The sequence below is a fragment of the Wolbachia endosymbiont of Cantharis cryptica genome, assembly GCF_964277405.1.
Classification (GTDB): domain Bacteria; phylum Pseudomonadota; class Alphaproteobacteria; order Rickettsiales; family Anaplasmataceae; genus Wolbachia.
On sequence record NZ_OZ195521.1, the window covers coordinates 929,125 to 949,165 of the forward strand.

The 20,041-nt window shown below is 34.4% G+C and carries 13 protein-coding genes and 6 pseudogenes; 9 read left to right on the top strand and 10 right to left on the bottom strand.

Going from position 1 to position 20,041, the window contains the following annotated elements; translation table 11 throughout:
* Positions 1-383: 383 nt before the first annotated feature.
* Positions 384-1,072: pseudogene (locus ACICP6_RS04565) on the top strand (winged helix-turn-helix domain-containing protein); the annotation flags it as partial.
* Here the strand turns inward: ACICP6_RS04565 and ACICP6_RS04570 are convergent.
* Positions 1,071-3,971, bottom strand: coding sequence for an ankyrin repeat domain-containing protein (locus tag ACICP6_RS04570; RefSeq protein WP_395462783.1), 2,901 nt, complete (start codon positions 3,969-3,971; stop codon positions 1,071-1,073). The pseudogene ACICP6_RS04565 and the gene ACICP6_RS04570 overlap by 2 nt on opposite strands.
* 441 nt (positions 3,972-4,412) lie before the next feature.
* On the opposite strand from ACICP6_RS04570, the gene ACICP6_RS04575 reads away from it, so the two are divergent.
* The gene (locus tag ACICP6_RS04575) at positions 4,413-5,744 is read left to right on the top strand and encodes a dihydroorotase (protein WP_395462784.1); all 1,332 of its coding nucleotides are present in this window, start codon (positions 4,413-4,415) and stop codon (positions 5,742-5,744) included.
* A 263-nt stretch (positions 5,745-6,007) separates the two neighbouring features.
* Positions 6,008-6,920, top strand: a pseudogene (locus ACICP6_RS04580) (IS630 family transposase).
* 15 nt (positions 6,921-6,935) lie between these two features.
* Here ACICP6_RS04580 and ACICP6_RS04585 read toward each other — a convergent pair.
* The 3 genes and pseudogenes from ACICP6_RS04585 to ACICP6_RS04595 form a co-directional block, all read right to left on the bottom strand.
* Positions 6,936-7,560: pseudogene (locus ACICP6_RS04585) on the bottom strand (transposase); the annotation flags it as partial.
* Positions 7,561-7,653: 93 nt separating this feature from the next.
* Positions 7,654-9,153: an ankyrin repeat domain-containing protein gene (locus ACICP6_RS04590; protein ID WP_395462785.1), complete on the bottom strand. Its 1,500-nt coding sequence runs from the start codon at positions 9,151-9,153 to the stop codon at positions 7,654-7,656.
* Between the two features lie 167 nt (positions 9,154-9,320).
* Positions 9,321-9,682: pseudogene (locus tag ACICP6_RS04595) on the bottom strand (transposase); the annotation flags it as partial.
* Positions 9,683-9,762: 80 nt separating this feature from the next.
* On the opposite strand from ACICP6_RS04595, the pseudogene ACICP6_RS04600 reads away from it, so the two are divergent.
* Both ACICP6_RS04600 and ACICP6_RS04605 read left to right on the top strand, forming a co-directional pair.
* Positions 9,763-10,531, top strand: a pseudogene (locus ACICP6_RS04600) (IS5 family transposase).
* Positions 10,532-10,601: 70 nt separating this feature from the next.
* Positions 10,602-11,395: pseudogene (locus tag ACICP6_RS04605) on the top strand (IS5 family transposase).
* Here the strand turns inward: ACICP6_RS04605 and ACICP6_RS04610 are convergent.
* From ACICP6_RS04610 to ACICP6_RS04620, 3 genes are all read right to left on the bottom strand, one after another.
* Complete coding sequence (locus ACICP6_RS04610) at positions 11,375-11,560, bottom strand: hypothetical protein (protein WP_395462786.1); 186 nt, start codon at positions 11,558-11,560, stop codon at positions 11,375-11,377. The pseudogene ACICP6_RS04605 and the gene ACICP6_RS04610 sit on opposite strands and share 21 nt — an antisense overlap.
* Before the next feature lie 68 nt (positions 11,561-11,628).
* Complete coding sequence (locus ACICP6_RS04615) at positions 11,629-11,778, bottom strand: hypothetical protein (protein ID WP_395462787.1); 150 nt, start codon at positions 11,776-11,778, stop codon at positions 11,629-11,631.
* A gap of 146 nt (positions 11,779-11,924) precedes the next feature.
* On the bottom strand, positions 11,925-12,233 hold the full coding sequence (locus ACICP6_RS04620; RefSeq protein WP_395462788.1) for a transposase: 309 nt from the start codon (positions 12,231-12,233) through the stop codon (positions 11,925-11,927).
* A gap of 741 nt (positions 12,234-12,974) precedes the next feature.
* On the opposite strand from ACICP6_RS04620, the gene ACICP6_RS04625 reads away from it, so the two are divergent.
* From ACICP6_RS04625 to ACICP6_RS04640, 4 genes are all read left to right on the top strand, one after another.
* Positions 12,975-13,901: a ribose-phosphate diphosphokinase gene (locus ACICP6_RS04625; RefSeq protein WP_395462789.1), complete on the top strand. Its 927-nt coding sequence runs from the start codon at positions 12,975-12,977 to the stop codon at positions 13,899-13,901.
* Positions 13,891-14,244, top strand: coding sequence for an aspartyl/glutamyl-tRNA amidotransferase subunit C (locus ACICP6_RS04630; RefSeq protein ID WP_395462790.1), 354 nt, complete (start codon positions 13,891-13,893; stop codon positions 14,242-14,244). The genes ACICP6_RS04625 and ACICP6_RS04630 overlap by 11 nt, the downstream gene beginning before the upstream one ends.
* Before the next feature lie 177 nt (positions 14,245-14,421).
* Positions 14,422-15,648, top strand: coding sequence for a tRNA (N(6)-L-threonylcarbamoyladenosine(37)-C(2))-methylthiotransferase MtaB (mtaB, locus tag ACICP6_RS04635; RefSeq protein ID WP_395462791.1), 1,227 nt, complete (start codon positions 14,422-14,424; stop codon positions 15,646-15,648).
* An 8-nt stretch (positions 15,649-15,656) separates the two neighbouring features.
* Positions 15,657-16,490: a P44/Msp2 family outer membrane protein gene (locus ACICP6_RS04640; protein WP_395462792.1), complete on the top strand. Its 834-nt coding sequence runs from the start codon at positions 15,657-15,659 to the stop codon at positions 16,488-16,490.
* Positions 16,491-16,497: 7 nt separating this feature from the next.
* Here ACICP6_RS04640 and ACICP6_RS04645 read toward each other — a convergent pair whose 3' ends face one another.
* From ACICP6_RS04645 to ACICP6_RS04655, 3 genes are all read right to left on the bottom strand, one after another.
* The gene (locus ACICP6_RS04645) at positions 16,498-18,030 is read right to left on the bottom strand and encodes a secretion system protein (protein ID WP_395462793.1); all 1,533 of its coding nucleotides are present in this window, start codon (positions 18,028-18,030) and stop codon (positions 16,498-16,500) included.
* Positions 18,031-18,179: 149 nt separating this feature from the next.
* Positions 18,180-18,878 (bottom strand): ribonuclease III, encoded by a 699-nt coding sequence (gene rnc, locus ACICP6_RS04650; protein WP_395462794.1) that lies wholly within the window; start codon positions 18,876-18,878, stop codon positions 18,180-18,182.
* A gap of 78 nt (positions 18,879-18,956) precedes the next feature.
* A complete protein-coding gene (locus ACICP6_RS04655; protein WP_395463672.1) occupies positions 18,957-20,039 on the bottom strand; it encodes a quinone-dependent dihydroorotate dehydrogenase in 1,083 nt (360 codons plus the stop codon).
* Between the last annotated feature and the right edge of the window lie 2 nt (positions 20,040-20,041).

Consider the following 20,041-nt stretch of genomic DNA (forward strand, 5'->3'; position numbering starts at 1 on the left):
CTTCACTAAAACTCTTGCATAACCTAAAAAAAGGCAAAGAAGCCCTGTGGTGGCCAATTATTTACTTTTGTGTCGAAATATCGGCGTTTTTTTATTCTAAAACGCTTAATAAGTGCGACTTAGCTGCCTTTTAAGTGCAACTAACCTTAGCGATAAACGTTTAAGAAATTTACTAAGCAGAAAAAAAGGCAAAGAAAACCCGCGGTAGCTATAGCTAACTGAAAAAAGGTTTCCCCAGAAGGGATAAAAAGGTATAAAATGGGTTTAAATAAGGTAGAATGATGCCAAGGCCATATAGTGATACCAATTCCCGCTACACAAGTAACGTATAGACAATAATGGAAAAAAAGCCATACTGAAGTAAGTAAAATAGCGAGGTTTAAATGGCATTAAAATCAAAATTATTGGATGAAAAAGTGAGCAAAAATAATGCTGAAGAAAGTAAGAAATAACGCATATGTTGCAAAAAAACTAAATGCTGTAATTGCAGCAAGAAAGCACAGTATGTAGCAAAAATATGTTGCATTTCAAGGAAGGCACTTACTGCATGACCTAAAATTTGGAAGAGAAGAAAAATTCACCTCAACGCCGTAGAAAAACTATATTGAATCAAAGTCAACTTGAACAAATTGAGGTGTGGATAGAGGAAAACCCCAATATTGCTATTAAAGAAATGAGAATAAGAATCCAGGAAAAATTTGGTTTAGCAAGTCTACAGTACACCGTAATATGCAAAGAATGAAGTTTTCGTACATTACACCAAGGCCAGTGCATAATGCGCAAGATAAAAGCAAACAAGAGGAATTTAAAAAAAAAATCTCAATGAAACTATTGTCATGTATCCTGAAAAAGAGCTATTTTTCTTCGATGAATCCCGGTTTGGCGCACATTCAAAGATTGGACACGAAAAAAGGCATTAGGACACAGGTTAAGAGGTAGGCAAAATTTTTATCTCTATAGTGCACCAGAAATGGAGAGAGTTCCAGCTCAAACGTCAATACTGATTGTATTCCTTGAGCAGATGTCACAATATTTAGGAACAAGGGAGGCATTTCTTATCATGGATTGTGCTAGATGTATGGTCCCAGAGAAGAGGGTTTACTAATTATCCCATCTAGCTTATTCATGAATTGGCGCATTATTGATATGGCACTTATTTTAGTGTCTGGAGGACTTTCAATATGTTCTGGTTGATCTGACGGCTTTTGTATTTCTTGCTTTTCTGAATTATTAAGCTTATTTTCTATGTCTTGGACAGAGTTATTGCATTGTGTATCATTTTCTGATGCGTTACCTTGAGGTGTGATTTGCTTTTCTTCAGTAGGTTTTTCTCTCAATTTTTTAAACCCCTCATAGATATTTTCCAAATTCAAGAAAACAAGATAACAGACCCCTATGGCTGCTATAATGGATGATGCAGTAGCAATTGTAACACTCCCCTGAGCAGCGCTGAATACTACTGCACAGGTTAAAGCAACAAATACAAGCGTTGTCACTACTTTACAAACAACATTGTTGACATACTTTACAATATCACGTGCTTTAAATTTTTTGCCAAAATTACACTTCAGTTCAGTTCTCATATCATCTGAAATAAGCGATCTACCTATTAAATTCTCTATTCCTTTTATAGTTGTATAATACTCTCTGTTCCACAATGATTCAGGCAGTATTAACTGCTTTGGGTCAACACCATTTTGTAATAATTTTATACAGAACTTGATCGTGTTATCACGGCTCTTAGGATTGACCAAATTATGTTTATCTTTTGTTGTCTTAGTAATTAACGCTACTTGTAGTGGTGTTTGTTTTTTTTTGTTAGCGGCGTTTGCAGCTTTACTAAATTCATCTTTTAAATTTAAAATTAATTCCAAACATGCAACTTTTTGTTTTCCTTCAAATGAAGCAATATAGTGCAGAGCGTTATTACCCTCTTTATCTTGTGCAGTAATATCAGCACCATTTTTTAGCAATAGTTCTAGGGTTTCATACCTTTTAGTTTTCTCAAATTTTTTACCTGTATGTGATTGTTTCCCGCTCTTTTTTTCTATATACTGAAGTAATTGGTGAAGCGGTGTTTGCTCTTTTTCGTTTTTATTTTTATCATTTACAGCTTTTATAAATTGCTCTTTTGGGACTGCTTTCAGCAGTATATTGAGAAGTTCAAGTTTTTGTTTTGTTTTAGGTTTAACAATCAAGTGTAAAGCATTGTTGCCATCTTTATCTTGATTAGTGATGTCATAACCGCTTTGTAAGAGATCACTAAACTTATTTTTATCTTTACTTAAAACTGTTTTATGTAATGGATAACCATCGTAGATAATTTCTGCAGCTCTAATTATTACCGAGTTTTTTATCTCTTGGTCTAATTCAGACTTCTTTACTGACTCTGCTAACTTTTTTAAGAAATCATCATAATACGTTTTTCGTTTTTCACCTAAATTTTGCAATTCTTCTTTGGATAACTGCAAATCATCAACTTTAGCCCCTAACTCAAACAACCGTATAGCAGATTCTATCGTATGATCATCATATTCTGTAAATGGTCTTTTGAGAAACTTTGCAACTTTTCCAGATACACTTTCAGAGCTATGTTCTTCTTTTTTCACTTTACTAAATAACAATTTTTGTAATGGTGTTTGATCGTTGTTATTTTCGTCATTTACAGCTTTTATAAATTGTTCTTTTTGGCCTACTTCTAGCGATATATTAAGGAATTCAAGCTTCTGTTTTTTCTCTAATGTAACTATTAGGTGTAAAGCGTGATTACCATTTGCATCTTTAAGGCTAACATCCGCCCCTTTTTGCAATAGTTCTTCAAAAAGTTTTTTATTACCATTTTTAATTGCTAAATGTAATGGATAATTACTATTACTATCTGGGGTATTGATAGTATGCGCTATAGTTTCTTTAATTTGTGTTTTTATCTCTTGTTTTAATTCGGGTTTCTTTACTGACTCTGCTAATTTTTCTAAGAAATTACGGTAATATGTCTTTTGCTCTTCTTTTAAGTCTTGTAATTCTTTTGTAGATAATCCTAACTGACCTAGACTAGCTTCATGCTCTAACAATTTCACGAGAAACTTAAGTGTGTTATCGCTACTTCGAATTGTATTAGACTCATGTTTCTCTTTTGTTATCTTGTCAATTAATGCCACCTGAAGAGGAGTTTTTCTGTCCTGATTTTTACTATCAACAAGTTGTGTTAGATCTTCCTTGGTAGCCGTTTTTATTAGGGTACCTAGAAACTTGCATTTCTGTTTCTTTTCCAACGACGCGATAAGGTGTAAAATATTATTTTCTTTTTCATCCTTTATGCTGCTAATATCCGTGCAATCTTTTAGATATTTTTTAAATTTCCTGTTATTTCCATTTTTGATCGCTTTTAATAATTGAACATTATTATGCGTTGTTCCGTTGCTTATTTCTACTTTATGATTATCTTCAACATCGCTGCCGTAGCCACTTTCTGCTTCACTGTCCCTACGATCATTTTGGTTGTGGGTAAAACAATATTTGCTATTGCGAGTAATGTCTGAAATTACTTTTCCTATTTTCTCTTTTTTTATAGGGTCTAATTCTTTTGATATTTTTCTACCTAATACTGGAAGCAAACGCTCGACATAATACTCATAGCGTCCTTCTTGTTCTCTAAGTGACTCTTCTAATTCAACTAATACTTCAGGGCTAGCACCTTCCTTTAATAACCTTATATACTCCTTGCTGGTTCCATCTCGTTGTTCTCTAAGTGATTCTTCTAATTTAGTTAATACTTCAGGGCTAGCACCTTCTTTGAATAACTTTTTACATTTCTTGATAGTTCCGTCTCTACCTCTTGGCCTTTTGCGCTTATGTTCTTTTTTTGTTACTTTTCTCTCTATAGCGTCATACAATTGCTCGTCTTTTCTCTCCTGTTCTCGCTTTTCATTTATGCATTCGTCTAATCTAGTAGTTAGTGCACTTATACCCATACTAAAACCTCAATATTAAAAGCTATGTATCTTCTTAAGTTGTCAGCACTGATGCTTTTTCTACTTAAACTAACAACCAAAAAGTTGAATTTTTTGACTTTTAAATTAAGCTAAACGTTGTATATGTGATCGAAATATAGGTGGAAAGGCAGAAGACTAATTTCTATTAGAAAATTTGTTGTCATAGTTAAACCTCACTTTAACATTTGTCTACTATTTTAACCTTTTAATCTTAAAAAATAATAAATATAGCTAAAGTAAATTAGAAATATCCTGCAAAACATGCTACTGCTATCAGCCCCATGTCATACCGCCGCAGCCGCTAACACGTAGCAGAATGACAAATCTTCGAGTTACTTTAGCTATAATTCACATTTTAATTTGGTTGTGTTGTATTAAAAAAAACTTTAGATTTATTTCATAATCAACACTCACAATTTAATGACTCAAACTTGGAATTTATTGCAAACAGGGCAGAAGGAAAGTTACAAGGTAGCATATACAAATGCTCGCATTATCGACCCTGAAACTAAATTTGATATAAAAGGTTCGCTTTTAACCGAAGGGAATAAAATTGTTGATTTTGGTGAATCATTATTTTCAAATGGAGTTCCAAGTGGAATTGACGAAATAATAGATTGTAAAGGGCTTGTGCTAATGCCAGGTCTTGTTGACATCCACGTACATTTTCGTGAACCAGGTCAGGAGCATAAAGAAACCATATATACAGGCAGCAAATCTGCAGTCGCTGGAGGCGTTACAACTGTAGTTTGCCAGCCTAACACTGTTCCGGCAATTGATAGTGTTATTTTAGCTAAGTATTTGAAATATAGAGCACTTGAAACTTCACATGTAAACGTTGAATTCTATGCAAAAATCACCACTTCAGATGAAAAGTTGACTGAAATGGCACTGTTAAAGGAAGCAGGTGCAGTTGGATTTACTGATGATGGTATGCCGGTTATGAATCCAATGATCATGAGACAGGCGTTGCTTTATTCAAGTATGCTGAGTGTTCCTATTGCTCAACATGCGGAAGATTTAAATTTATCAGCAGGCGGTGCAATCAATGAAGGCAAGATTTCTGAAGAATTGGGAGTAAAGGGAATCTTAAGTGCGTCAGAATCGGTTATGGTAAATCGCGATATACTGCTTATGAAAGATATGGAAAATGTGCACTATCATATTTTACATGTCTCTTCGAAAGATTCACTTGATGCTATTAAACGTGCAAAAGATTTAGGATTAAATGTTACGTGCGAAGTAACCCCTCATCACTTCACTTTGACTGAAGATATAGTAAAACAACATGGAGCAATCGCAAAAATGAATCCTCCACTTCGCACGGAAGAAGATCGTTTGGCTATGATTGAAGGTTTAAAAACAGGTGTGATTGATTGCATTGCAACCGATCATGCACCACATGATCGTAGTTCTAAAGATCTGCCACTTGAGAACGCTGCATTTGGTATTGTTGGTCTTGAAACAATGCTGCCCCTTTCACTTGAACTCTACCACAATGGGCAGATGAACCTACTTGATGTGCTTGCAAAATTGACATATAAGCCTGCGGATATAATACACGTACCACGTGGTCGTATACAGAAAAACCTTGTTGCGGACTTAATTTTAGTTGACTTGAACTATGAATGGGAAATTAAAATTGATAACTTTGCTAGTAAATCAAAAAATTCTCCTTTTGATGGACGTAAGGTAAAAGGGCATGTAGTACGCACTATTGTGTCCGGCAAAACTGTGTACTTACAACAATGATTTTAGTAGCATCTTATCTGAAATTTTTGACAACTCAGCTTTTATAGCTAAGCTGTCATTCCAGCGCGTGACGCTGGAATCCAGATTTTTTTGGACTGGATCCTATGGTCAAACCATATAGCTAACTAAAATAAGGTTTCCCCCTAATCAAATTTTATGGTAATAGGAATATATATAGTAATACCAATTCCCACTGCACAACAAACGTATAGACAATAATGGAAAAAAAGCCATACTGAAATAAGTGAAATAGCGAGGTTTAAATGGCATTAAAATCAAAATTACTGGATGAAAAAGTGAGCAAAAATAATGCTGAAGAAAGTAAGAAATAACGCATATGTTGCAAAAAAACTAAATGCTGTAATTGCAGCAAGAAAGCACAGTATGTAGCAAAGATATGTTGCATTTCAAGGAAGGCACTGACTGCATGATCTAAAGTTTGGAAGAGAAGAAAAATTCTCCTCAACGCCGTAGAAAAACTATATTGAATCAAAGTCAACGTGAACAAGTTGAAGCATGGATACAACCAACATTACCATTAAAGAAACGAGAATAAGAATCCAGGAAAAATTTGATTTAGCAAGTCTACAGTACACCGTAATATGCAAAGAATGAAGTTCTCGTATATCACACCAAGACCAGTGCATAATGCGCAAGATAAAAGTAAACAAGAAGAGTTTAAAAAAAAATCTCAATGAAACTATTGCCATCTATCCTGAAAAAGAGCTATTTTTCTTCGATGAATCGCGGTTTGGCACACATTCAAAGATTGGACACGAAAAAAGGCATTAGGACACAGGTTAAAGTAAAATTAGGTAGGCAAAATTTTTATCTCTATAGTGCACTAGAAATGGAGAGAGTTCTAGCTCAAACGTCAATACTGATTGTATTCCTTGAGCAGATGTCGCAATATTTAGGAACAAGAGAGACTTTTCTTATCATGGATTGCGCTAGTTGGAAAAAATTTAAAGGTACCTAAAAATATCGACATTATATACCTACCTCCATACTCACCTGACTGTTGAGAGGTTTTGGTTATATATAAAACAGAACATTTTGCGCAATAAAATCTACGATACAATTGCTCTGCTTGAGAGCGCTTTGTGTAAATTTATTGCCTCTCTTTCTCACTCCATAATTAAAAAACTCTGCTGTGTCACTTATTTGATTCATTAGTAATGAGAGTTGGTATAAGTAAAAGCCCAGTACTTCTTTTTTACCATTTTGGTCTATGCCCAATATATTGTACATGCATTTACTTGCGCAATGTCCGTCTTCCTTGACCTTAAAAAACCATGAATACTATCGGATATACTGATTGCAGTGGACGACTACGCCATTCATTGATTATAGGCATTAATTTGTCAGTAATACTTGATATCTCTGCTGCAGATATTTTGTGATCATAAATTTCCTCTACATGGGATGCTATATCTCTATATCCCATGCCACTGGCGAATGTGCTCAAAATCTTCGTTTCAAGCTCTGGATGTAAGTTTGTCTGCCTTTTTTTGACTATTTGGGGTTCAAAACTTCCTTCTCTATCTCTTAGTGTTAAAAGTTCAAATGAACCTGCACTTGTCCGTAAAGTCTTTGCATTTCTCCCATTCCTTCGATTGTTTTCTTCATCTTCATTTGATAGATGATTTTCTATTTCACCTTCCAGGCTCGCTTCCAGCAACTTTTTTATAAATGGTGTTAATGCTCCGTCCCTTCCTGTCAACGGTCTTCCTTCTCGTATAGACGACAGGATATTTGTTTCTAATTCTTTATAATCTACCAAACCGGTAGTTCTGTTTACTACTTTCTGACTCATTGTCAAACCTCCATTCTTTATATTTATTGTAATATATTCTTTCGGTTTGACACACTTTTTTGAACATTCCCTTATATACTTATACCTGGGTGTTTAACTCCTGATATGTGGATTTGGGCTAACATTTTCAGAAGATATTATTCCTTCCAATTGAGTTAGTAATGTTTTAACTTTCATTTCAGCTTTCTTGTAATGAGCTTCTACATAACGATTAGCCTCTGTATTAATAGACTCACACACTAAACTAAGATTTATTGTATCTTGATCGCTAAGTATTGATGCTGCATATTCTGAAACAACATTTACTATTTCTTTGCCAAAATGGCTAAACGCCACCTCACGAATCAAACCACTTAAAGTTCCAGTCTTAAATAGTTTTTTCCGAGATAGTAACATATATTGCTGCTCCATATCTTTTAGAACACTTAGCAAGTACTGAGGTATAAAAGATAAGCCTTCATTAGAACTGCAATATCTTTTAATATTTTGAAATTCTTGGATTAGTTGTTTCATATTGCTATCTCTATTCTTACCATTTTTATCAATATAGTCTAACATGACCCATGAATTTCCTTCTTTATATCCTCGTATGATCTTACCTAAGTGAGTCATTTCTCTGATTCTTTCAAACTCTACTAAGCAATTGTTCAGATTAAGATTGTCATTTATCATTTCCATGCATCTTTCATCCAGGTCAGCGCCAAAAATCAGAAGGATAAAAAAGACCTCTACATGATTATTTTTAGCAGCTTTGTATAAAGGCGTACTGCCATAAAAATTTACAACATTAATATTTACCCCTTTGATTAGCAAAAATTTTGCTAATTCTGCATTTCCAAACTCAGCAGCGTAATGCAAAGGTGTATCACCGAACCTGCCTATAGAATTAGGATCTGCTCTGTGCTTTAAAAGCAACCTTACTATTTCTATATGTTTTCTAAAAATAGCGTTATGTATAGGCAACAGACCTAATGCATCTTCAGCATTGATATCTGCACCACGTTCTAAAAGTAGTGCTACTACTTCTGTATGCCCTCTCCGAGTGGCTAAGTGTAACAACGTATCATCATTATATTGTCTTAGATTAACACTTACTCCTCTATTTAAAAGCAACTCTAATATTTTCGTATATCCCTTTTCAGTAACAAAAATTGCAAACTTATTATCATTCTTCCATTCTGCAGAAACATCTGTTCCTGCAAAAGTAATATCTGCACCATGTTCTAAAAGCAGAACTGCTATTTCTATATAACCTTTCTTAATTGCTGAGGATAAAGGAATTGTCCCAAATCTATTTTTAACATTAACATTTGCTTTATATTGAAGGAGCAACCTTACCGTTTCTATATGATTTCCTTCAATAGCTAAAAGCAAAGGTGTGTCTTTCTCCCAATCTTTAGTATCAACATTAATCTTTGTTTCCAAAAGAGACTTTACTTTTACTGTATCTCCCTTCTCACTAGCATCTAATAATTCATTACCTAACTTTAAAAATCTTATACTTGCAATGCATATTATGAGGGAAATTGCACCCAGAGTTACCAATAGTACTTTTCCCTTCTTATCAGAAAATGGAACTAGGATTAAGGACATAATAAGTCCCCCAATACTGCCACCTATTAAACCATACGCTCTATACACATTCCCTCCTATACAATGGTACTTTACATCAAATGTAAAAGTTATTATAAGTCAATTTTTATAATTATGCAACTTAGATGTATGGTCCCAGAGAGTGATGGTAATACCAATTCTCATTACTAATGAATCAAATAAGTAACACAGCAGAGTTTTTTAATTATGGAGTGAGAAAGAGAGGCAATAAATTTACACAAAGCGCTCTCAAGCAGAGCAATTGTATCGTAGATTTTATTGCGCAAAATGTTCTGTTTTATATATAACCAAAACCTCTCAACAGTCAGGTGAGTATGGTGGTAGGTATATAATGTTGATATTTTTAGGTACCTTTAAATTTTTTCCAACTAGCACAATCCATGATAAGAAATGCCTCTCTTGTTCCTAAATATTGCGACATCTGCTCAAGGAATACAATCAGTATTGACGTTTGAGCTAGAACTCTCTCCATTTCTAGTGCACTATAGAGATAAAAATTTTGCCTACCTCTTAACCTGTGTCCTAAGAACCTGTTCATAATCTCAAAAAAGTGATAAACTGTGAGATGATATATATGAATAAGGATATATGAGAAATTTATACCCAAGTGACATAAGTCGAGAACAATTTCATACCAATTCTGGAGAGTAGCAGGAAGAAAACAAAACCAAGAAAACTTGATTTGTATGATGTGTTTTGTGCAGTGCTGTACGTCCTAAAAAGTGCCTGTCAGTCTGCCAAAAGATTTTCCAAAATGGCGAAGTTGTTACGACTATTTTAAAAAATGGAGTGAAAAACCAAGCGAAGATACAGAAAGTACTTTGGAACGTGTATTAAAAAAAATTAGTTGGAGAGACACGTATCAGCAATGGTCGGAAAGAAAGAACTAGTTTTTGTATAATTGATGCTCAGAGCGTAAAAAATGCAGATACTGCTGAAAATAAGGGCTACGATGCAGGTAAAAAAATTTCAGGGCCATATTGCAGTAGATACACAAGGTTTACCACACGCGATTTATGTAACAACGGCAGAAGCAACCGACCGCAGCAGTGCCGTGAGAATGGTCGAAAATGCTAAAGAAAACCTCTCTGAGGTTAAAAACATACTTGTTGATGCAAGCTACACTGGAGAAAATTTTGCAACACAAATAAAAGCAACTATTGGTTCGACTGTCGAAGTAATAAAGCGAAGTGAATTACACACCTTTGTTGTACTGCCAAAAAGATGGGTTGTTGAGCGCTCTTTTGCTTGGTTGGAAAAATGCAGGCGATTGTGGAAAAACTGTGAGCGGAAACTCAACACTAGCTTACAAATGGTCGTTCTTGCTTTCACTTCTTTACTCCTTAAAAGATTATGAACAGGTTCTTAGAGGTTGTCCACAAACCAAGAAATAAGTAGTGTATAAAGAAAGAATATTGAGGTAAGGAATGAGGAAAAAATATCCAACAGATTTAAGTGAAAGGGAATGGTACCGAATAGAAAAACACTTTAGGGTATCGTACAAGAAAGGAGGAAGGCCGCCAAAATACAGTAAGTGTGAGATAGTAAATGCAATTCTTTATATACTGCGCACAGGATGTCAATGGCGCAATTTACCACACGCCGTGGAAGGCTGTGCATGAACAGTTTAGAAGATGGAAAAAGCAGGGGATTTTTGAGAAAATGAACTATTAAATATAGTAGGTCAAAAATGGGAAGAAATGAGGAGCCGAGTGCATGCATAGTAATCGGTAAAAACCACTGGAAAAGGGGGGTCAAAGGTTATGATGGTGCGAAAAAGGTAAAGGGGAGAAAAAGACATATAATCACAGATACTCAAGCTTGGTTGCTATGTAGGAGCTGCAAGCGAAAATGACAGAGATGGGGTGAAGATGGCATTGGACAATATGAAGGAAAAATACAGCAATATTAAGAAAATGTGAGCTGATATGGGGTACCAAGGAAAAGATTTAAAAACCCACATAGAGGAAGAATATGGCATAGACATTGAAATTGTGAAAAGGCCTCCATGTAGGTTTTGGGTGCATAAAGATACACCACTAGAACTATTGCCACAACGGGATCCTGGATTTTCAGTACAGCCGAGAAGGTGGGTGGTAGAGAGGACTTTTGCTTGAGAAATAGAAGGCTATCAAAGGAGTACGATTTACTTACAACATCTACTGAAAGTTTCATATATCTGGCTATGAGTAAAGTTATGTTAAGTAGGGAATATGCTTGATTTACTGGTTTGTGGACAACCTCTAAATCCAAATGTCTTTTTTAATCGCGAGAAAAAACCTTCTATATAAGATCTCTTTCCATAACTCATCTCTTTTTTCCACTTCTTTATATCATCTTCACCATATGACTTTATGAGCTTGATTGCAGAATTTCTCTCAGCCATATAGTCTAACTTTGGATGCTCTACTACATTATTTTTTGGAGGAATTTTTGTCTTTATGCCAACACAATTTATATAACTTCCTTCGGTCTGTCTGCATATAGTGTGCTTATGTTGTATTTAGCATCAACCCTTTCAATAAGATCACAGGCTCCGTAGTGGTCAGAATAAACTCCTCTACTGTATTTTGCATCTATGACTTTTTTGCTACTTACTTCCAATATTACATGCAGTTTTCTTGTTTGCTCATAGCTGCGATGCTTTCTATCTGTACCGTTTGCCTTACTATGACCTGGAATATTATTGTAGATCTGTGCTATCTATGGCGATCTCAATATTTTTCATATTATTTTTATCATATCTTTGGTCATATGTTAAGTTTTTTAAACCTTCTTGAAGCCTGAGAATAGCTGATAACTTGCAAATTTTTCCCAATTTGCTCAAGGTATCCTGCTATAAATCCAACTGTTTGCCTCAGGCCTATTCTAAATAAATAAGTTATTATGTGCACCAAAATCACAACTTTATCGCTATAAATATTGTTTCCACCAGCTACTTTTGGGCTATTTTCATACCAATTTTCAATAGCTTCATCAATGTAACGAAAAATATTTCCTCTTTCCTGGAGAAATTTGTTATATTCATTTTGGTTACTGACTTTCATTTTTTGTGGCATATTTTTTCTTCAAAGGTTAAATGGCTATTTTATAATGAATTTTGTCAGTAACTGCTAGTTTTTCTGAACGCTATGCAACAAAGCCCACTGGGATCCAGCTTTTTTTTTCTAGATTCCAGCGTCACGCGCTGGAATGACAGGGCTATAGGTGTCATCCCAGTCTGGGATCCAATTTAGCTATAAAATTTAAGAAAATATTTAAGAAATTTGCTAAATGGAAAAAAAGGCAAAAGGAACCCTGTGATTATTTTCCGCTTTAAAGTACTGGCGTTTTTTATGTTTTAAACCCCTGACAAGAGAGATTCAGCCGCTTTTAATCGCTACTAACCTACGCTGCAAGTGTTTAAGAAGTTTACCAAGCAGAAAAAAAGACAAAGAAAACCCGAGCTAGCTAGTCCTTTACTATCTCTGTCGAGTATTGGCATTTTTTGATGTCTTGTAACGCTTTGTAAGCGCGTTCAGCTTATTTAGGTATAAACCTAGATGTAGATGAAGTTTTGTAAAGACATACAGTACCTATGTACTGCAAAAAATTGAACATAAGATGCCGATACCTTAAGTAATCCTTACCTTTTAATCTGCAGATTGGCGAAAGCAAATACAATAGCTTCACTTCCATGATAAAAGGACTGGCGGAGTTTGTCAAGTGGTTTTTGCATTATTCGCTGACAAGAATGCTAGAACTTACATTTCAATTATTTCATAATTCCTGTATAATCTTACAAGCTCAATTGGTACACTATGAAGATAATAATAGGTAATGCTAGTAAAGAATTAGGGGAATCAGTAGTTAACCGGCTAAATATTCAACCATCTCCTGCTTGGGTATCAAAGTTTGCCGATGGTGAGGTAAATGTAGAAGTAGCAAGTGATCTATATAATCAAGAGGTATGTATAATACAGTCTATTTCTCCCCCTGTGAATGACAATCTTATGGAACTCCTGCTTATAATTGATGCAGTAAATAGGTCAGGAGCCAAAAGGATAACGGTAATTATTCCTTATTATGGATATAGTAGGCAAGATAGGATTATCAAAAGCAATAATATGCAATCTGCTTTGAGTGCCAAATTAGTTGCAAATCTCATTCAAACTGCAGGTGCAAATAGTGTTGCGGTTATTGATTTGCATTCAAGTCAAATTGAAGGGTTTTTTGATGTACCGATAACCAATTTGAGCTGCTTTGAAGTATTTGTTGACTCTATACACACGGAAAATTTGGCAATCGTTGCACCCGATGTTGGGGCAATCGGTAGAGCACGTGCTTTCGCAAAGACTTTAGAGGAAAAGTATAAGATAGAATTGAATGATAAGATTATCGTAGTAGATAAACATAGAGAGAAAGCAGGCATGTCTCAAGTAATGAACGTAATAGGAGAAGTTGCAAATAAAAATTGTGTCATTGTTGATGATATAGTTGATTCTGGCGGAACGTTATGTAACGCAGCTCTTGCTTTAAAAAGTCAAGGAGCAAGGTCTGTAATCTCATGCATCACACATGGCGTGCTTTCAGGAAACGCAGTTGAAAAAATCTCTTCCTCTTCTCTGGATAAATTAGTGATTACGGATACCATACTTCACAAACTTGAAAAAACTGGTACAATAGAAGTTGTCTCAATTGTAAACATTTTGATTCACTTCATTCAAGGAAATAAAGATGCCAGATAGGTCAACAGAAGATGTCATTACTTCGCTAATAGAATTTGCAAATGAGAGAAGAATAACAACTACCGAGGAAGAAGTGCTTAAAATTGCAAAGCTTGTAAGGATTAAGTTATCGGGTAAGAAGATCAAGGATTACGCTAAAGAATTAACGATGTTGGATTGGATACATGATACTTTATTGCAAGTTAATACTGAAGGTGTTTCTCCTATACGTTATGGCAGCATAGATGAGGACATTCATGTACGTGGTGATGTTATAAGTTCTCAGAACAGTAAAGAAGAGATATTATCTAATACAAAACCTGAGCATGGATATTTTGTAGTGCCAAAGGTTATAAATGATTAAAATAAGGCTCATATCAAATCTTTCAAAGAGAAATAAAGGATTCCTTGAACACAATCTTATCACAAAGGGCAGATTAGTGGAAACGCAGGGTTGCTACTCGTTATGATAAGAGGTTTAATGACTTTAATTTGGATGTTTGATATAATAATTAAATTATAAAATCTATTAAAGTCTAGCATGAATGAAGTAGTAACATTCGGTTGTCGCCTAAATTTTTACGAAAGTGAGTTAATCAAAGAAGCACTAAGAAAAGCAGAGAGAGAAAATGTCGTTGTGGTACACAGTTGTGCAGTGACAAATGAAGCAGAACGCCAGGTAAAGCAAAAAATACGTAAGATTTATAGAAATGACCCAAGTAAAGAAATTATCGTAGTTGGCTGTGCCGTTCAATTAGATCCTGAATCGTATAGCAGTATTCCTGGTGTAAGTAAAGTGTTAGGTAATCAAGATAAGCTAAAGGCTGAAAATTATTTGCTAAATAATAATAAAATGTTAGCCAGTGATAATCAAGCAAGCACTGTTCTAATTAATAAATTTGAAGATAAATCAAGAGCGTTTATTGAAGTCCAAAATGGCTGTAATCATAGCTGCACATTCTGCTCAATTACTGAGGCAAGAGGGAACAATCGATCTGTACCAATAAACAATATTATAGAGCAAATCAAGATTTTCGTAGCAAACGGTTATCAAGAAGTAGTGTTTACAGGAGTTGACATTACTGATTTTGGTACAGATTTATTTGGCAAACCCTCACTTAGTTCAATGATCAGAAGAGTTTTAAAGGATGTGCCAGAATTAAAGAGACTTAGGCTTTCTTCTATTGATGTTGCTGAAGTTGACGACGAGTTAATGGATTTAATAGCTAACGAATTAAGATTTATGCCACATTTGCACTTAAGTTTACAATCTGGTAATAACTTAGTTCTAAAAAGAATGAAACGCCGTCACAACAGAGAACAAGTGATAGAATTTTGTAATAAAGTGAAGAGCTTGAGGCCTAATATAGCATTTGGCGCTGATATTATTGCTGGATTTCCAACGGAAACTGATGAAATGTTTCAGGATACAGTTGATCTACTAAAGGAGGCAAATGTAGTTTATCTACATACTTTTCCATATTCAGAACGGAAGAACACACCTGCTGCACGAATGCCACAAGTGCCAGAGAGTGTGCGTAAAGAACGGGTAAAAAACCTAAGAGAAATGAATAGAGAAATGATGAGTAGCTTTTATCAATCTTTGATAGGCACTGAACAAAGTGTTTTGGTTGAACAAAATCATATCGGTAGAGCGGAAAATTTTGCACCAATAAAGCTTGCATCAAAGGTTCAAGCTAAAAGTATTGTGAAAGTTAACGTTATAGGAATGGAAAGCGGTTACTTAATTGGGAGTGTTCTTTCTTAATTTTTGATATGAGAAAAATATATAGTATTGTAAATTTGTTTATGATTAAAAAATCCACTGTTTTTTACGCATTACTAATTTTATGTATTAGCTTTTTTTCTGCTCAGGCCAATGCAGATGATGAACAATTTGTTGAAAATTTAGTGCTTGCAGACGAATCCATATGCAATAAATTCAGGGAATATAACGAAAAAGAGATTGCATCAGTTAAAAATAAAAAACTTGATTTTTATGTTAGCGCTAATAGCGGTAAGATATACTATGATAACTCAGAAACATTCGTAAAGGGTATACAAGAAATAGGAAAAAGAATCCTAACTTTAGTTGAAAGTAGTCATGGTTCTATAATAAAAAATATAGTGGCATGTGAAATTAAGAGTATACAGCAATTTAATGGTAAAATTGATTTTCAGTGGCTTAACAGTATATCCTTAGGTTACTATGCTGGAGAAAATGGCCGAGTTGATTTTGAAGCCACGTATTCTAAGATCAACATTAAAAATAGTAATTCTACTCCAATATTTGATAGATCGGCTGGTATATTCGCATTTTTGTTAAACTTCTATTATAATCCCAGTGTTCAAGATACACAATTTGCTCCGTACATCGGTCTTGGTATAGGACCAACAGTTTTTAGACTAAAAAAGATCAATGGATCACCTCAAAATTCAATGCCACTGAATGTTCCTTGGTTTGCTTATCAAATAAAACTTGGTGTTGATTATTCAATAATCCCAGAAGTTAAAACCTTCCTCGGTTATCGTTACTTTAGCATTCCGGTACCTATTGCAGATGACATATCCACTCATAATATTGAAATCGGTTTGATATTTAATTTTTAGTGATGATTTAATATATATATAAATTCTTATCTTTTTTGTCCAACAAACCAAGCGTTGGCACAATTGTTGCTTTTAAAAAGATGACAGTTTCTACTGTTCTCATGTTATCTGCTAGCCTTTTTGACTTCTGATGTGATTTAGCTTTAAAGCTTTGCCTATCTTCTCTATGCTCTATAAGCCCGCCAACTACCATAACTTCACCGCTCTTAATTTTTAATATAGAGCTCATTTCTCTAATTTCAATAATTGGAATGTTGCTATTTAATTTCGTTTTACTCTGCTGCGCGACGTACTCTATATTTGGATCTTTAGTGTAGCCGTTAATCCTTGATAAAGTTGGATGTATATCCATGAATATTTCACTAGTATCAATATTAATGCTTGGGTGGATTATTAACACAACACCTATTGGGACGCTATTCATCTTGGTAATTAAGGTCTGATTGGAATTTCTAGTATCTTTTTGTATATCGGAAGTAAAATAAACGTGATTTTTAATGAATGAAATCATCGCTTGTTGATTATTTATGGCATGTACTCTTGGACTTGAAATTACAGTTGAAGTGCCAAATTTGTCTAAACTTTTTACTAAATTCCCTAGATCACTTGCGCCAAAGTTCACTGCTAGGTCAATCATTGAATTATCTTGATTCACCATAGATTTACTTCCATTGCGTAAATCATTTAAGTTGATACCAGAAAGGTATTTGTCATCTAACACAACTTCAACTATCTTTGCTTCTATCATTACTTGAGAAGAAGCTAACTGTTTAACCTTATTAATATATTCTTCAACAGCTTTGTGAATACCTTTTCTAGCATTCAAAATGATAACACCACTTTCTTTGTTGGATGAGAGAAATTCTCCATCATCCACCCCGTTAACATCCATTATTGCATTCAAGCCTTTTTCTAATGAGCACCATAAATCACTGCTATATTGAGACTTCATAACGCTATTGTAATCCTTATCGGTGTTGCTTCCATCACTGTTAGTAATATTGTTATTAACGATAAAATTACTTTGAGCAGAATGTTGAACATTAATGAAGTCTACGTAATAATTTTGTGCATATGGTAAATCCTGCTCAACTCTAATCACACCATTACTTATTGAATAACGCAGTTTGGCGCTATCGGCTATACTCTGAATTACTTCATTTATATTTTTATCTTTTAGCTTTAAAATAACATTACCTGATATTTTTGGATCTATATCCAAGTTAATGTCAGAAAGTTTTCCTATCTCAATCAGCAAATCCTTTACTGGCACTTCTTCACTAATATTGATAGAAATAAGCTGACTGCTGGCCGTAAGATCAGGAAACTTTATGGGCAAAGGCACAATTTCTGGTACTGCTGGTTCGTTGCTTTCCAAAAGGAAAATTCTGTCCTTACATTGCTTTAACGAATGGTCGTGCTCACTTATATCATGATGATCTTTGTCTTTTATTTTGGTAAGGTCTTTATTATATCCCTGTTTAGGTAGGTATATACAAGAGATGATAAGAAGGAGCGTTAAGTATCTAAAAATAGCCATTAGAAAAAAGCATACAAAACCATTATAATAGATTTCTATAAAAATATTAAAAATGTATTTAATTTCGTTTTCATCCAACAGCAGCAACGCTAAATACTACAATCGTAGCTTTAGTTCCCTTAAAACTTAACTATTTTGCTTAAGTTGAATTACTTTTTTTCACTATTGTTAATTTTTTCTAGCATTAATTCAGCAACCTTTTGTTCAGCAACCTTTTTACTAGAAGCGCATGCAGAAACTTCGCCATAATCTTCTATGCAAACTGATATAGTAAATTCAGGATTGTGTGCTGGTCCAGTTTGTTTTACAAGCTCATATTCTGGTAAGGGTAATTTATTTTTTTGAGTCCATTCTTGTAGTGAGGTTTTAGAATCTTGAGGAGGATTGAGCGTGTCTTTAGCTAGCTTTTCCCAATATTGGGTAATAAATTTTTCAACATTTTCAAACCCGCCATCAATATAAATTGCGCCTATTAGTGCTTCAAGTGCGTTTTCTAAATTTTTTAGGTTACATTTTCCTCCGTTGCAACGTTCACTATTATTCATGATGATAAAATTGCCTAATTCTAGTTCTTTAGCGACATTAGCAATGGTGCTGCCACAAACTAAATCCGTTTTTCTTTTTGCCAATGCTCCTTCTTTTTCTTCAGGAAACAGTTTAAATAGTATAGCAGACACAACCATATTCAAAATACTATCGCCCAAAAATTCTAACCTTTCATAATTTTCAGTTTGATTTTTGCTGTTCCTTTTATTTAAGCTTGGATGAGTTAATGCTTCTTCTAATATCGCATCATTTTTAAATCTATAGTTGATAATTTTAGATATTGCGTCGTTCAAGTTTTTCATACTTGTTGTCTTAAAAGGAAGTACTCCCTGCTGTACCTTTATACCAAAAAATTAATTTTATTCTATTAAAATAAGCTTCTAAAATTTGCAGTCACAACCCACTGCCTCACTAACGTTACTAAGCCCATCTCTTTTTACCAATTCTGCAAGCTCAAAATTGATTTTATTCACAACTTGAGGCCCTTGGTATATGAGAGCAGTGTACATCTGTACTAAGGAGGCTCCTGCCTTTATTTTTTTATATGCATCAGCACCATTTGAAATTCCCCCACATCCTATCAATAATATTTTGCCCCTAGTGAGTTTATACATGTCACTCAGTAACTCAGTTGAAAGTTTAAACAATGGCTTGCCGCTCAGTCCACCACTCTCATCATGGTGAGAATGCAGATTATCTCGACTGACCGTAGTGTTACTTACTGTTAAGCCGTCAATTTTATATTCCAATGCAAGCTCAGCAATATTTTCTTTTGTTTGTTGATCTATATCTGGTGAGATTTTCAGTATTATTGGTGTGGGTTCAGAGGTGTCAATTGGTTTCTTGGTTAGAGTTATGGATTTCAGCAATTCCGATAACTCTTGTTTATTGTGCAAATTGCGCAAGTTAGGTGTATTTGGGGATGAGATGTTCAGCACTATATAATTACTTTTCCCATATACCATCTTTATTAAGTCAACATAATCACTGATTTGGTCCTTCGATGTGCTATTTTTTCCTATATTAATGCCGAAAATACAATCATCAAGCTTGGTTTCATTTATTCGTTTAAGAAAATAATCTATTCCTTTGTTATTGAATCCCAATCTATTGATTATTCCTTCATCTTTTATTAACCGAAAAATTCTCGGTTTTTTGTTTCCATATTGTGGATTTTTAGTTACGGTACCAGCCTCAATGAATCCAAAACCAAGTGAGAGCATGGGCCTTATGACTTCCGCATTCTTATCAAAACCTGCAGCAAGACCCACAGGGCTCCTAAGTTTATTACTAAAGAAGTTTACGTTTAAAGACTTTGGTAGTTCTATAGGTTTTCTGTAAGGCGTCTTTTTTAACATCATTACTGCCAAGGAGTGGGCAATTTCAGGTGGCAGTAAAAACAGTAAATTACGTAGTATCATTTTGTAAAACACTCTGCTTACTTTCAGCTTATTTTCTACTATAA